This window comes from Pseudomonas sp. RA_5y_Pfl1_P24, assembly GCF_963970945.1.
GTDB classification, from domain to species: Bacteria; Pseudomonadota; Gammaproteobacteria; order Pseudomonadales; family Pseudomonadaceae; genus Aquipseudomonas; species Aquipseudomonas tritici.
Genome location: NZ_CAXAOJ010000005.1, coordinates 27,789 through 41,744, shown reverse-complemented (window position 1 = coordinate 41,744; position 13,956 = coordinate 27,789). Strand labels below are relative to the sequence as shown.

Annotated in this window: 16 protein-coding genes and 1 pseudogene; 10 read left to right on the top strand and 7 right to left on the bottom strand. The window is 60.6% G+C overall.

Annotation, left to right across the window (positions count from 1 at the left end; genetic code table 11):
* Nucleotides 1-184: 184 nt before the first annotated feature.
* Together AACY30_RS09215 and AACY30_RS09210 are read left to right on the top strand one after the other, a co-directional pair.
* Nucleotides 185-1,045 (top strand): Tim44 domain-containing protein, encoded by an 861-nt coding sequence (locus AACY30_RS09215; protein WP_339418622.1) that lies wholly within the window; start codon nt 185-187, stop codon nt 1,043-1,045.
* A gap of 136 nt (nt 1,046-1,181) precedes the next feature.
* Nucleotides 1,182-1,589 (top strand): SMI1/KNR4 family protein, encoded by a 408-nt coding sequence (locus AACY30_RS09210; RefSeq protein ID WP_017135771.1) that lies wholly within the window; start codon nt 1,182-1,184, stop codon nt 1,587-1,589.
* A 22-nt stretch (nt 1,590-1,611) separates the two neighbouring features.
* On the opposite strand, the pseudogene AACY30_RS09205 reads toward AACY30_RS09210, so the two are convergent.
* Nucleotides 1,612-2,210 (bottom strand): annotated as a pseudogene (locus tag AACY30_RS09205) (cation:proton antiporter); the annotation flags it as partial.
* Nucleotides 2,211-2,379: 169 nt separating this feature from the next.
* Here AACY30_RS09205 and AACY30_RS09200 point away from each other — a divergent pair.
* Nucleotides 2,380-2,865, top strand: a complete 486-nt coding sequence (locus tag AACY30_RS09200) for an acyl-CoA thioesterase (protein ID WP_339418621.1) — start codon at nt 2,380-2,382, stop codon at nt 2,863-2,865.
* 36 nt (nt 2,866-2,901) lie between these two features.
* Here the strand turns inward: AACY30_RS09200 and AACY30_RS09195 are convergent, their stop codons facing one another.
* Both AACY30_RS09195 and pdxY read right to left on the bottom strand, forming a co-directional pair.
* On the bottom strand, nt 2,902-3,930 hold the full coding sequence (locus tag AACY30_RS09195) for a hypothetical protein (RefSeq protein ID WP_339540194.1): 1,029 nt from the start codon (nt 3,928-3,930) through the stop codon (nt 2,902-2,904).
* Nucleotides 3,931-4,012: 82 nt separating this feature from the next.
* Entirely contained in the window at nt 4,013-4,885 is an 873-nt protein-coding gene (pdxY, locus tag AACY30_RS09190; RefSeq protein WP_049710858.1) for a pyridoxal kinase PdxY, read from the bottom strand.
* 116 nt (nt 4,886-5,001) lie between these two features.
* Between pdxY and AACY30_RS09185 the strand changes: the two genes are divergently transcribed.
* Complete coding sequence (locus AACY30_RS09185) at nt 5,002-5,397, top strand: DUF3301 domain-containing protein (protein WP_339418616.1); 396 nt, start codon at nt 5,002-5,004, stop codon at nt 5,395-5,397.
* On the opposite strand, the gene AACY30_RS09180 is transcribed toward AACY30_RS09185, so the two are convergent.
* Genes AACY30_RS09180 through zigA form a run of 3 tightly spaced genes read right to left on the bottom strand, consistent with a single transcriptional unit; the run spans nt 5,391 to nt 8,249 of the window.
* Nucleotides 5,391-6,353, bottom strand: coding sequence for a CobW family GTP-binding protein (locus AACY30_RS09180; RefSeq protein WP_339470607.1), 963 nt, complete (start codon nt 6,351-6,353; stop codon nt 5,391-5,393). The genes AACY30_RS09185 and AACY30_RS09180 overlap by 7 nt on opposite strands.
* 43 nt (nt 6,354-6,396) lie before the next feature.
* Nucleotides 6,397-7,041, bottom strand: coding sequence for a DUF1826 domain-containing protein (locus AACY30_RS09175; protein WP_339540193.1), 645 nt, complete (start codon nt 7,039-7,041; stop codon nt 6,397-6,399).
* Nucleotides 7,041-8,249: a zinc metallochaperone GTPase ZigA gene (zigA, locus tag AACY30_RS09170; protein ID WP_339418612.1), complete on the bottom strand. Its 1,209-nt coding sequence runs from the start codon at nt 8,247-8,249 to the stop codon at nt 7,041-7,043. Before zigA ends, AACY30_RS09175 begins: the two co-directional genes overlap by 1 nt.
* 142 nt (nt 8,250-8,391) lie before the next feature.
* Here zigA and AACY30_RS09165 point away from each other — a divergent pair, with 142 nt between their 5' ends.
* Nucleotides 8,392-8,760 (top strand): glutamine synthetase, encoded by a 369-nt coding sequence (locus AACY30_RS09165; protein ID WP_339418687.1) that lies wholly within the window; start codon nt 8,392-8,394, stop codon nt 8,758-8,760.
* Here the strand turns inward: AACY30_RS09165 and AACY30_RS09160 are convergent.
* Nucleotides 8,757-9,959, bottom strand: coding sequence for an N-acetylmuramoyl-L-alanine amidase (locus AACY30_RS09160; protein WP_339470592.1), 1,203 nt, complete (start codon nt 9,957-9,959; stop codon nt 8,757-8,759). The genes AACY30_RS09165 and AACY30_RS09160 overlap by 4 nt on opposite strands.
* A 127-nt stretch (nt 9,960-10,086) precedes the next feature.
* Between AACY30_RS09160 and folE2 the strand changes: the two genes are divergently transcribed.
* Genes folE2 through AACY30_RS09135 form a run of 5 tightly spaced genes read left to right on the top strand, consistent with a single transcriptional unit; the run spans nt 10,087 to nt 13,955 of the window.
* Entirely contained in the window at nt 10,087-10,977 is an 891-nt protein-coding gene (gene folE2 / locus AACY30_RS09155; RefSeq protein WP_339470590.1) for a GTP cyclohydrolase FolE2, read from the top strand.
* Nucleotides 10,974-11,642 carry a metal ABC transporter ATP-binding protein gene (locus tag AACY30_RS09150; protein ID WP_339418606.1) on the top strand — a complete coding sequence of 223 codons (669 nt, stop codon included), beginning with the start codon at nt 10,974-10,976 and terminating at the stop codon, nt 11,640-11,642. The genes folE2 and AACY30_RS09150 overlap by 4 nt, the downstream gene beginning before the upstream one ends.
* Complete coding sequence (locus AACY30_RS09145; RefSeq protein WP_339418604.1) at nt 11,642-12,508, top strand: metal ABC transporter permease; 867 nt, start codon at nt 11,642-11,644, stop codon at nt 12,506-12,508. The genes AACY30_RS09150 and AACY30_RS09145 overlap by 1 nt, the downstream gene beginning before the upstream one ends.
* A gap of 11 nt (nt 12,509-12,519) precedes the next feature.
* The gene (locus AACY30_RS09140; protein WP_339540192.1) at nt 12,520-13,398 is read left to right on the top strand and encodes a metal ABC transporter substrate-binding protein; all 879 of its coding nucleotides are present in this window, start codon (nt 12,520-12,522) and stop codon (nt 13,396-13,398) included.
* Nucleotides 13,395-13,955, top strand: a complete 561-nt coding sequence (locus AACY30_RS09135) for a gamma carbonic anhydrase family protein (protein ID WP_339470586.1) — start codon at nt 13,395-13,397, stop codon at nt 13,953-13,955. The genes AACY30_RS09140 and AACY30_RS09135 overlap by 4 nt, the downstream gene beginning before the upstream one ends.
* Nucleotide 13,956 lies beyond the last annotated feature (1 nt).

The following is a 13,956-nucleotide window of genomic DNA, read 5'->3' as shown; positions in this document are numbered from 1 at the left end:
CTGCCTACATGAAGGTGATTGGCCCGCCCTTGTTTTTAGCAAGCGCGGGCCAATATCTGTAATAAGTCCTACAGACCATTCTGAGCCGGTCCTACGCAAAAGCCCGAAACATTATGTCGCTAGCCACTGTCACTGCACCTGTGCAACATGGCGCGCGTGCAATCCACAAATGAGAATTCCCTTTATGAAACGTTTTCTTAGCATCGCCATGGCGTTGTGCATCGGCCTGACGATGAGCATCGACGCCAACGCCAAGCGCTTCGGTGGCGGCAAAAGTTCGGGGGCAGCACCGACTCACCAGACCAGCCAAATGGCTCCATCCGGCGGTGCTGCGGCTACCGCAGGCGCAGCCGGTGCTGCGGGCGCTGCTGCCAAGGCTGGCGGTGCTTCGCGCTGGTTAGGCCCTCTGGCCGGTATCGCCGCCGGTGGCCTGCTCGCTTCCATGTTCATGGGGGGCGGCTTCGAGGGCATGCAGATTTTCGACATGCTGATCCTGGCGGTCATCGCCTTTATGATCTTCCGCTTTATCGCTGCCCGTCGCCGCAAGCAGCAGGAGCACCTGGCTCCCGCCGGCGCGCCGATGCAGCGTGAAGCGTTCGAGCAAAAACCAGCCATGGGTTCGATCTTCGGTGGTTCGGCAGCACCTGCTGCAGCCCGCCCGGTGATCAACGCACCGGCCTGGTTCAACGAAGAACGTTTCGTCGAAGCGGCCCGCAGCCACTTCCAGTCCCTGCAGCAGCACTGGGACGCCAACGAAATGGACAAGATCGCCGAGTTCGTGACCCCGCAACTGCTGGAGTTCCTCAAGCGCGAACGTGCCGACCTGGGCGACGCTTTCCAGTCGACCTACATTGAAGACCTGCGCGTACAGTTGGACGGCGTGGATGATCGCGCCGACAAGACCATCGCCACACTGACGTTCAGCGGTGTGTCGAAGACCTCGCGCTTCGACCAGGGTGAAGTGTTCAGCGAAAGCTGGAACATGGAACGCCCACAAGGCGAGAACCAGCCATGGCTGGTCGCCGGTATCCGCCAGAACGGCTGATCCCCGCACGCTTGAGCAGGCAGTCACAAAAAACCCCGGACCTGTCCGGGGTTTTCTATTTCACGGTTGCACTTATAGCGAGCTACTGTATAAAACGCCCCTATAAACCGCGCCATCTAGCAAGAGGATCCCGGCCGTGGAAGAAATCATCGAACAATTGCGTGAAGCCAACGAACCGGTCCCGGTTCCCCTGGAACTGCCTGATGAAGATCAGATTGTGGAAATCGAGGAACAACTGTTCATCGACATCCCGTTTGTCTTCCGGGAATTCCTGCTGACCGTCAGCGACGTGGTGTACGGCAGCCTGGAGCCGGTGACTGTCACCGACCCACAATCCCACACCTACCTGCCGGACGTGGCAGCAAACGCTTGGGATGCCGGCGTTGATCGCAGCATGATCCCGATCTGCCAGGACGGTGACGACTATTACTGCGTCGAGGAAGACGGCACGGTAGTGCTGTGGTCTGGCGAAGAAGAGCTTGTCACCGAAGAAACCTGGGAATCGGTGTGGCACTGGGCGCGGGACGTCTGGCTGGAAAGCTGAGTCCACACCCAGGCCGGTGTGAGTGCTCTGGCGTATCCTTGTGATTATCCAGCGTCTCCAGTAATGCGACCTGCATCCGCGTATGCACGCGGATGCACCACCGCCAGAGCAGGGCCGCCACCGCTGCCGTGACCACGGCGATCAGCACCAGCAACTTGTGGGTCGGCAGGATACTGGCCGACAAGGCTGCCAATAGCAGGAAAATCACCAGCAGCGAGAGGATTGGGATCAGCTCCGCAATCACCCGCCGCACGCGCTGAGTATGCCGCCCGGCCATTTCCGGCTTCACGCTCATCTCCGCCAGCAGCATCGACAGCGCCTTGAGCTTGCGGTACGCCGCGATCAGGAAGGGCAGCGACAACAGCAACGCCCCACCCCAGATCAACGCCTTCTGCCAGCTTGGATCACTGATCCAACCCTCCAGATACCCGCCGATACGCGCCGCAAAAAAACTGCTGTTAAAGAAGATCGCGACCACCAGCGCCAGGTTCACCCCCACCTGCAGGATGATCTTGCGGATTATCGACACCAGCATCGCACCGTCGCCCTTGGCTGAATGCTGCGCAGCCATTCGCCATACATGCCGAACACTCGGCTCATGCGCTTGGGCATGACCGCCGCGGGTTAACACCGCGACTTCCGGCAGAAAGCCGGCGCAAGATATGGAAACAGATCGGTAGAAGCGTGACGGCAAGCCGCCCACCGGCGTCCCGTTAGGGATGGCGCTGCAAAGATTCCAGCACCTGCAGAGGTGCCCCCCCAACCAATGCCTACAACCCGTGAGTGTGCTATGGAACCCGGAAACGCCCAGCTGTCGATGACGGTATTGATGACCCCTGACATGGCCAACTTCTCAGGCAATGTCCACGGCGGTACCCTGCTCAAATACCTCGACGAAGTCGCCTACGCCTGCGCGAGCCGTTATGCCGGCCGCTATGTCGTCACGTTGTCGGTCGACCAGGTGATTTTCCGCGAGCCGATCCATGTCGGCGAACTGGTGACGTTCCTCGCGTCGGTCAACTACACCGGCAACACCTCGATGGAGGTGGGCATCAAGGTGGTGACCGAGAATATCCGCGAGCGCTCGGTGCGCCATACCAACAGCTGCTTCTTCACCATGGTGGCCGTGGACGACCAGCGCAAACCGGCCACCGTACCGCCGCTGCAACCGCACAACAGCGAAGACAAACGCCGGTTCGTGCAAGCCCAGCAGCGCCGCCAGATCCGCCAGGAGCTGGAAAAGCGCTACCAGGAAATCAAGGCGGACGCCCTATAAGCCCTTTTCCCTTGTAGGGGCGAACAATCCCCGCCCCTACAACCGCCAGCACTGATCGTAGTGGGCGCACACATCAAATCGCTGATCCAACTGGCTCATGCGCTCAATGTGATGGTTAACGATGTCTACCATCACCGCTTTGCTGGTGTTCTGATAGTACTGCGCCATCAACTTGTCGTTCGCCTTGACGCGCTCTACCACGGCGGCGTCTGTCGGGTTTTGCCACTGCTCCAGAATGGCATCTTCGGTGCCGCTCAGCCGCATGCGGTAAACCCTCTCATAAAGCTCAAGAGTCCGCGCCTTGCGGCCGGCCAACTCCTGATTCACCCGTGCATAGTTCTGACGGTACTCAGCCCAATAGGCCTCGGGTGGAGTGAATTGGCCAAATTTCGCCTTGCGCTCGGCGATCGCCTCTTCGGTGGCTTGCGGGCGCTGCGCTGTGTCTGGTTCCATCAACGTGATGAGCTGCATATGGGTTTCAACGATCGCGTTGATCAACGCGGTACGGTGTGGCGTGACGGGGATAACCCTACCGAATATCGGGCTTTTGCCTGCGCACGATGGCATGCCGTTCTCGAATATCGGCTGTGGAATGCGCACGTCCTTGCCATTAGATCGGACCAGGCGCTGCAACGAAGTCGTGCAAACCCCCCGCGCCATGTCAAAGGTCACTTCATACTCTTCCCCTGCCTTTGGCGTGATGCTCAGTGCTTTGCCGCAAACGTAGCTACCCCCATTGGTATTAATCATCAACATCGTCTCTTTGCCAGGCGCCAGCTTGAACTCCAGCAACCCCCTGGCCTTGGCTGGCGGGGGGACGGACATGTCGACACGCCGCCGGGTATCGACCAGGAAAATATTATTCAGCATGCCAGTGGTCTGGCCCATACAGTGCTGAGCGTCGTAGACGTCGATGGTGGTATTGGACGTATTAGAGATGAAACGCAGCTTGGCGGCATCAGGCTCGGTGGCGTCAGGGTAAGTGCCGTTCACACTGCAACCGGCCAGCAGCGACATCAGTACCAGGGCGGTTAGCGCCCGCAGCAAAGGGAATAAGGGGGACATGGTTCTTCCTTGAAAAACACAGGGGATGAAGAAGCGTCCGATATTAACGGACGCCCTTTGCCTGGCTCAATCAGGAATGATCCTACAGGCCGATGGCCGTGGCTTCAAAACGCACCCGAGGATGGGCGATACGATCCTGGGCGCGCACCAGCTCCAGCTCGTAACTGGCGCAAGCCTGGGTCTCCAGCAGCACTTCATGCACCGCTGCGGCGGTGAACTCAAAGGCGGCCAGGAGGCTATCGCCCAACAAAACGCGCGCCAGGAATAGCCCCGAGGTCAAATCGCCAACGCCCACTGGCTGACGCGGAAACGCCAGCAACGGTCGGCGCAGGTGCCAGCTGCCTTCGGCGGTCACCAGCAGCATTTCGAAACCATCCGGCAGTTTGCCGGGGTAATCCAAATGCTTGACCAATACTGCCTTCGGCCCGCGCGCCAGCAACGCTTTGGCCATGGCCAGGCAATCGAACAACGATTGCGGCTTGCGCCCGGCAAAGCTGTCCAGCTCCAGCTGGTTGGGGCACAGGAAGTCAGCCATGGCCGCGGCTTCGTCCAGCAGGAAATCGCTGACTTCCTGGGGCACAATGCAGCCTTTCTCCGGGTGGCCCATCACCGGGTCGCACAAATACAGGGCTTTGGGGTTGAGGGCCTTGATGCGCGCCACGCCGGTGAGGATCGCCCTGCCCTGGTCCGCACTGCCGAGGTAGCCGGACAGCACGGCGTCGCAGTTGCCCAGCTCGCCGATCGCGGCGATGCCTTCCACCAGCGCCGGAATCTGCTGCGGCGCCAACACTTCGCCCGCCCACTGGCCATACTGCGTATGGTTAGAGAACTGCACCGTGTTCAATGGCCAGACGTTCACCCCAACCCGCTGCATGGGGAACACGGCGGCGCTGTTTCCGGCGTGGCCAAAGACCACATGAGACTGGATCGCAAGCAGATGAGGTGTGCGTTTCATGCAGGGGATTCCGTCAAGCCGTTGAAATTCTGGGCGCGCAGTATGCGACTAAACACGGCCTATACGACAGACCGGCGACACAGTTAAGCTGCTCTCACTTTGTTGGAGTTCATCGCATGCTGACCCTGGGAAACATCTTCGTGTTGATGCTGCTGGCGACCGGCGCCGCCTGGGTGTGGCACAACCACGGCTTGCGCGAACGGGCGCTGGAGCGGGTCAAGCAGCATTGCGCCAAGCTCGACATCGAACTATTGGACGGCGCGGTGGCGCTCAAGCGCATCGGTTTTGTGAAGGATGCCAACGGTCGACGGCGCCTGGCACGTATCTACAATTTCGAGTTCACCGTGACCGGGGAAACCCGCCATCCTGGGACGATTACCCAATTTGGCGCCCACAGTGCACATATCGAACTCGCGCCCTACCCGTTCGAGATCAAGACGCCGCTGCCTAGCGCCGAGGTGATCGAGCTGAGCCAGTGGCGCCAGGACCACGGCACCAAGAACCGTCAGTAACGGCAGGCCGCCAATGCAGCTTGCAACGCGGCCAAGTCCTGTGGCTCGCTGAAAATCAACTCGACCCGCGAATCACGACGCCACTCACTGGGTTGCCAGACGAGCGGGCTGTTATCCACAGCGTTGGCGCTAACCCAACCTTCTGTGCTGTGGATAACCAGCTTGGCGCGGCGCCATTCAAGGTGTGTGAGCCATTGATACAGGCGCTGCGCATCGAATTGCTGGCTCGGGTGCCAGCGCCAGCCGATACTCCAGCCGCCCTCTTGGGCTTGGCTGAGGCAAATCGGCAACGTAGGATCGCTCCAGATGGCCGGCATTTGCGCCAGGCCTTTTGGCACGTCTAAGTTATCCACAGCGCTGCTCGCGTGTTCGTGCAGGCCAGGCAATTGCTCCAGAGGCAGCCCGGCCTGACGCGTCCAGTAAAGCGGACATTCCGGTAACAACCGCTCAATCGCCTGGCGCTGTGCGGCGTCCAGCGCTTCATCCTTGTTCAATACCAGCAGGCCTGCACGGGCCAGCGCTTCCTGTTGCGCTGGCGGTAAGGGTTTGCCTGCCGCCAGGGCCTGCGCATCCAACACCATCACGCAAGGCTGAACGGCCAGCACCTCCTGCCACGGCGCTGCGCGCAACTGCTTGAGCAATTGCGCGGGATGGCCCAGGCCCGACGGTTCGATAAACAGCCGGTCAGGCTTGGCCTTGCGCAACAAGCGACCAAGCCCTACCTGAAACGGGGCTCCATTCACACAGCACAGACAGCCTCCGGCGACTTCGCCCAGGGCAATGCCGTCGTCATCCTGAGTGAGCAAGGCGGCGTCCAGGCCGATCTGCCCGAACTCATTGATCAGCACGGCCCAGCGCTCGTGTGCCGGGCGCTGGGCGAGCAGGTGCTTGATAAGGCTGGTCTTGCCGGCGCCCAGGGCCCCGGCAATCACGTGGGTAGGAATGTTCTGGAGCATGAGGGCATCGTTCGGACCGTGTAGAGCGTTTGATCCTACGCGGTTATGCGAGCCAATCCAGTGTCAGGATCAAGCGGCGTTCATCGGCTTTGAGGGCTGGCGAGCGGTGAATCAAACCGTTGCCTTCGTTGCCATGCCATTTGGTGCCCTTTAGCAGGGCGACTTCGCCGCAGTGGATCTGTTCGATACGCTCGCTGGGCTCCGCGTCCGGTTGGCTCAGCTTGCGACGGTCCATCACGCCTTCGCGCAACCACTGGCTGCCGATGCCGGCATAGGTGGTGATCAACCGCACCGGCACATGATCGACGTGAAAACGCGGGCACATGGCCTTGTCCAACAGTCGCAGCCGCACACCAATGCGCTTGGCACCCAGCAAGCAGGCAAACGCGCTGACCAGCCACGATACATCGGCGACAAAGCCTTCATAGCCTTCAAGATCGCGGCAACTGGACGCCAAGCCCTGCACGTTGGGCACGGCGTCTTCGTTGTTGAGCTCAATGACCATGGAATCGGCCAACGGCTCATTGAGCGCCACCAGCAAGGCGCCGAACTCAGCGATGTGCAGCGGCAACTGGCGCTGCCACAACGCCAGGTTCACGCCGTCTTCGAGAATGTCAGAGAGTGCCAGCGGCGTTTCACCAAAGGCCTGGCGAATCACGGGGCGCAGGGGAATCACCGGGGCCAGCATCAGGCGGCAGCCTCCTCATACCAGGGGCCAAAGGGATCGGCCAGCAGGCGCCAACCTTCGACGCCCACGGCCATTTCTTCATCGTTGAGCAGGCAGGCGTCCAACTCGGCGCGCATCAGGGCGAAATCAATGTTTTGCCCGATAAACACCAATTCCTGGCGACAATCGCCGGTGCTCGGTTGCCAGTTACCCATGATCGCCGCGACGCTTTCTTCGTCCTGCGGCCACTGGCTTTTCGGCACAAAGCGCCACCAGCGGCCGGCAAAACCATGGCGCATCAAGCCGCCGGCCTGGGACCAACTGCCCGCATCCTGATGCTTGCTGGCCAGCCAGAAAAAGCCCTTGGAGCGCAGCAGTTTGCCGTTAACCCAGGGCCGGTCGATAAAGTCGAAAAAACGCTGCGGATGAAAGGGGCGGCGGGCACGGTAAGCGGTGGACGCGATGCCGTACTCTTCGGTTTCCGGCACGTGGTCACCGCGCAGTTCCTGCAACCAGCCGGGGGCTTGGGCGGCGCGTTCAAAGTCGAAACGCCCAGTGTTGAGGATCTTGTGCAACGGCACTTCGCCCATGACCATCGGGATGATTTCCGCCTGGGCATTAAGACGCTCGAGGATCGCTATCAACTCTTCGCGTTCGCGGCTGCTGATCAGGTCGATCTTGCTGATGAGGATCACGTCGGCGAATTCGATCTGCTCGATCAGCAGGTCGGTGATGGAGCGTTCGTCTTCTTCACCGAGGGTTTCGCCGCGTGAGGCCAGGCTTTCAGCAGCCTGATAGTCGAGCAGGAAGTTCATCCCGTCGACCACGGTAACCAGGGTGTCCAGGCGCGCGATGTCGGCCAGGCTTTGTTCGTTTTCATCACGAAAAGTGAAGGTTTCGGCCACGGGCAAGGGTTCGGAGATGCCGGTGGATTCGATTAGCAGGTAATCGAACCGACCTTCCTTGGCGAGCTTTCCGACTTCTTCCAGCAAGTCTTCCCGCAAGGTGCAGCAGATGCAGCCGTTGCTCATTTCCACCAGCTTTTCTTCGGCGCGGTTGAGCGTGACGTCGCGCTGGACTTCGCTGCCGTCGATGTTGATTTCGCTCATGTCGTTGACGATCACCGCCACCCGCAGGTTCTCACGGTTGCGCAGGACGTAGTTGAGCAGCGTGCTTTTACCGGCGCCGAGAAAGCCGGACAACACAGTAACGGGGAGACGATTGGGCATCAGGACATTCTCATCAGGCCGCCCGGTAAAGCCAGGCTGTGCTTTTATGTTATAGTATAACAACTCAAATAAGCCAATGCCGTCTTGCTTGCCACGACGAAGGGCGCAATGCTTGAACACTTCCCCAACCTTGAGAATCCCGATGAAATACTGGGTGTGCGCCCTGTTATTGGTGGCGGCAGGAACTGCCTGCGCCCAAGCGCCGAGTCTGCTGGCCAACTGCACGCGCAGCGCCAACCTGCTGGCCTGCGTCGACCCTTTGGGTAACGCCTACAGTGTAGCGACAGTCGGCAGCACCACGTACTTGCGCGGGTACGAGGTGATCGGCAAACGCTATTGGGCTCAGACCAACAGCCGTTACGGGCAACTGACGTTCTTTACCGGGCTGGCATCGGACGGTGAGGCATGGGTCGGCTACACGCGGCGCGTGGGCTGGACCACCCTCAACCGGTTTTCCAGTTCGGGCGGCGCCAGCGCCAAATTTACCTGCAGCCGCATGACCGGCTGTTAGACCTGACCGTTCTTCTGCTCCTGCACCCACGCCATGTAGCTGTTCATCGGTGGGTTCTTCTGGAAATACTTTTTCAGGCCTTCAAACAGACCCTCCGCAACCGCCTGTTGGTGGCGCACGGTAACCAGGCGCGCACTGTCCCGTGCATTGGAGATAAACCCGGTTTCCACCAGGATCGACGGCACGTCCGGTGACTTGAGCACCGCAAACCCAGCCTGTTCCACGCGCTTCTGATGCAGGCTGGTGATGCCTTCCAAGCTGCCCAAAATCGAACTGCCCAGCTGCAAGCTGGAGGCGATCGTGGCATTCATCGACATGTCCAGAATCACCCCAGCCAGCATGGGGTCCTTGTCCTTCAGGTTCAGCAGGCGGGTGGCCCCGAGCAAATCGGCGCCGTTTTCTCGTTGCGCCATGAACCGCGCCGTGGCTGAAGTGGCGCCACCTTCGGATAGGGCATACACCGATGCGCCTGACGCGGTGATCCGCGGCGCCGCATCGGCATGCACTGAGATGAACATATCGGCATTGTGCTTGTGGGCGATTTCCACGCGCTTGCGCAGCGGTACGAAGAAGTCGTCGTTGCGCACCAACTTCACGTCAAAGCCCTTTTCACGCTTCAAACGCTTGGCCAACAACTGGGCAATGGACAGCACTACGTCTTTCTCGCGCTGGCCTTTGGCGCCGACGGCGCCTGGGTCCTTGCCACCGTGGCCGGGGTCGACCACCACGATGATGTCGCGCTTGGGGTGCGCCTTATCCACTAACGGCGCAGGTTCGGCGGCGATTTGTCGAGGCGCCTGGGTGGCGCTGGTCAGGTCCAGTACCAGGCGATGGCCCTGGCCGTCCTGAGGTGGCAATAGAAAGCTGTTGAGCTGCATCGGCGACGCCAGGTCCAGCACGATGCGCGTATCGCTTTTGCCGAAATGCCCGGAGCGGATTGAGGTGATCCCGCTGTCCTTCAACGCCAACTGAGTGAAATCACCACTGAGCCCGGCGCCGCTCAGGTCGATGATCAAACGCTCCGGTGCGCTCAGGGTAAACGTCTTGTATTGCACCGGGCCGCTGAGGTCGAACACCAGCCGAAGCTTGTCGTCCGAGCGCCACAAGCGGGCGTTGCGTATCTGCGTGGCGTGGGCCGTAAACGGCAGAGTGAAAAGAGGGCTGGCCAAGAGCAGGTTCAAGAGCTGACGTCTGTGCATACGAATACCGCAAATAAAGGAGCGTCCCTACTCGACATGACTGAAAAAAGGCTGGAGCAGAAAAATCATCGTCGACTCAATAGTTATAATATAACATGTCTTTTTATTTCCAACGATGGACCTGCTCATGAATGCGCTGACTCTGCCGGATATCGCCGCGCAGGCTTCACGCCAAGCCTTGCCACTCGATTGGGTGGGCATGTGCGGCATCGCGTTGCCGATCCTGATCAACGGCCAGCACCTGACGGCCACCGCCGACGCTGGCGTGAGCCTGGACGATGGCAGCGCCCGTGGCATTCATATGTCACGCCTGTACCTGGCGCTGGAAATGCTCGACCAGCAGTCCCTTACGCCCGCACATCTGCGTAATGTACTGCAGCGGTTTCTCGACAGTCATGAAGGTTTATCTAAGAACGCCTACCTGCGTATCCACACGGATTTGCTGCTGAAACGCGCCGCCTTGGTCAGCCCCTTGGCCGGATGGAAGCGCTACCCGATCAGTATCGAAGCGCGTCTTGAAAACCAGATGTTCCACGTGGAACTAAAAATTGACGTTATTTATTCCTCAACCTGCCCCTGCTCTGCTGCCCTCGCCAGGCAATTGATTCAGCAGCAATTTGTCGAAGACTTCGGCAACACCCCGTTGCGGCACGACGACGTGTTGAGCTGGCTCGGCAGCGCCAGCGGCATCGTCGCCACGCCCCACAGCCAGCGCAGCAATGCGCAATTGCATGTCCAACTGCAAGGCGAGCAATTACCTATTGCAGAGTTAATCGATAAGGTCGAAGCCGCCCTCGGCACCGCCGTACAAACCGCTGTAAAACGTGCGGACGAACAAGCCTTCGCCCTGGCCAATGGGCAGAACCTGATGTTCTGCGAAGACGCCGCCCGCCGCGTGAACCTCGCCTTGAAACGCTCGGATGCCGTCAAAGCCTTCCACCTGAAAGTGATCCACGCCGAAAGCCTGCACGCGCACGATGCCGTGGCTGAAAGCCGCTGGACGAGAAACCCTGCATGATCACCTGCACCGCTTTGCGCTGGGGCGCCCCAGGCCAACCGCTGACACCCGCCATAAACCTCACCCTGGAAAAAGGCAGCCTGACCGGCATCATCGGGGCCAACGGCACCGGTAAAAGCAGCCTGCTCAAGGTCATCGCCGGCCTGCAGAAACCTCTGGCGGGCAAAGTCAGCGTGGACGTTCCACGCCGTGGCGGCCTGTCGTTCCTGCCCCAGCAGCAACAACTCGACCGCCAATTCCCCATCAGCCTTCAAGAATTGGTCGCCGCCGGTTTCTGGGGCACTCAACTCTCCCCGCCACAACGTAGCCAGCGCCTTGAGGCGGTATTGCAAGACTGGTGCCTCAGCGGCCTGGAGCACCGCCCGCTGATGGCCTTGTCCGGGGGCGAATTGCAGCGCGCCCTGCTCGCCCGTATGAGCCTGGCCGAATCGCCCGTGTTGTTGCTCGACGAGCCTCACGCCGCCCTCGACGAAGAAGGCCAGGCGCTGTGCTGGAAACACATCCACGCCTGGCAAGCGCAAGGCCGCACGCTGATCGTCGTCTGCCATGACCTTGCGTCCGTGCGCCAGCACACCCAGCAAGTGGTGCAAATCAAAAGCACCGGCTGCGTGTTTGGCCCGAGCAAAGAGCTGATCCGCCCGCAACCTCAGATGCAGGTGGCCTGATGCATTTCGCCGCCCACCTGTGGATGCCCTTCGTCGACTTCGTCTTCATGCGTCGCGCCTTGATTGGCGGCCTGGTACTCGCCTGCAGCACCGCACCGTTGGGCGTGTTTTTGATCCTGCGGCGCATGAGCCTGATCGGTGACGCCGTCGCCCACGGCATTCTGCCCGGCGCCGCGCTGGGTTTCTGGTTTGCCGGGCTCAGCCTGCCCGCCTTGACCATCGGTGGCCTCGGCGCAGGCCTTAGCATGGCTGGCCTGTCAGCCTGGATCACACGTCGCACAGGCCTGCGCGAAGACGCCAGCCTCGCTGCCATCTACCCCATCTCGCTCGCCACCGGCGTGCTGATCCTCGGCATCGCCGGCAAGCGCCTGGACCTGCTGCACCTGCTGTTCGGCTCCGCCTTGGCCGTGGACCAAACCACCCTCACTGGCATGCTCTGGGTCACGGGTTTCAGCCTGATCGCCATGGCTGTGATCTATAAGCCGCTGCTGCTGGACACCCTCGACCCACTGTTCCTGCAAACCGTCAGTCGCCTCGGCCCACTGGCTCACGGGCTGTTCCTGACCCTGGTGGTGCTGAACCTCGTGATCGGCTTCCAGGCCATCGGCGCCTTGATGGTGGTGGGCCTGATGATGTTGCCGGCCATCGCTTCACGTTTTTGGAGCCGGCGCCTGCCCGTGTTGATCGCAGTATCGGCAGTGCTGGGATGCGTGTCGGTGTGGCTGGGTTTGTTGCTGTCGTTCTACTACTCGTTACCCAGCGGCCCGGCCATCGTGCTGGTGGCGGGTGCCGGGTATCTGCTGTCCGTTGTCTTCGGTCCGGTGCACGGCTTGCTGCGCCGCCCGCCCTTGCTGTCATCCCAATGAGGTGTTTCCCGATGCGCGCTCTACTCGTGCTGTTCAGTCTCGTCTTGTCCTTATCGACGGCTCAGGCCGCAGACAAGCTTCAGGTGGTCACCAGCTTCAGCATCCTCGATGACATCACTCACCAGATCGGTGGCGATCACATCCAGATCAGCAATATGGTCGGCCCCGACGCCGACGCCCATACCTACGAGCCAACGCCGGACGATGCCAAAGCGCTGCTCAAGGCCAGAGTCATCATCAAGAACGGCCTCGGCTTCGAGCCTTGGCTGGACCGCCTGGTAACCAGCACCGAAACCAAAGCCACCGTGGTCACTGCCAGCAAAGGCGTGATCTCTCACACCATGGATGAAGACGGCGAAACCATTCCCGACCCACACGCCTGGCATAACCTGGCCAATGCCGAAATCTACGTGAACAACATCACCAAGGCGCTGATCGCTGCCGACCCCGTCAACAAGGCCGACTATCAGCGCAACAGCCAAACCTACCTGAAAGAAATCCACCGCCTGCTCGCCGAGGCCAAGACCAAGTTCGGCGCGCTGCCACCCGGCAACCGCCGCATCGTCACCTCCCACGACGCCTTCGGTTACCTGGGCCAGGCTTACGGTATTGAGTTCCTCGCCCCCCAAGGCCTGTCCACCGAACGTGAGCCGTCAGCTGCCGAAGTGGCTGCGCTGATCACTCAGATCCGCCAAGACAAAGTCAAAGCCGTGTTCATGGAAAACATCAAGGATTCGCGCCTGCTCAAGCAGATCGCTGATGAAAGCGGCGCGCAGATCGGCGGCACGTTGTACTCAGACGCCCTCGCCGCGGAAGGCCCGGCCAGCACCTTCACAGGACTGTTCGAATACAACCTCAACACCCTGTGCGCCGCGTTGGGCAAGCCATGATCCGCAAGAACCCGTCGGGCGATCTGCCCGTGATTGCCGAATCCGCCTACGTCGACAAAACTGCGATCATCTGCGGCAAAGTCATCATTGGCGAGAACGTCTTCGTCGGCCCCTACGCCGTGATCCGTGCCGACGAAGTCGACGCCAGCGGCGCCATGGACCCGATCACCATCGGTGCCAACTCCAACATCCAGGACGGCGTGGTCATCCATTCCAAGTCCGGCGCGGCGGTGACGATCGGAGAATTTACTTCCATCGCCCACCGCTCCATCGTCCACGGCCCGTGCAGCGTTGGCGACCGCGTGTTCATCGGTTTCAACAGCGTGCTGTTCAACTGCGCCTTGGGCGACGGCTGCGTGGTGCGCCACAACTCGGTGGTCGACGGGCGCGACTTGCCCGCCGCGTTCTACGTGCCCTCCACCACCCGCATCGGACCCAATACCGACCTGTCGCAATTCCCGCCGGTGAGCGTCAGTGCCTCGGAGTTCTCCGAAGACGTGGCACGCACCAATGTCGATCTGGTGCGCGGCTACAAAGCCCTGCAAAACGAGTTCTGAA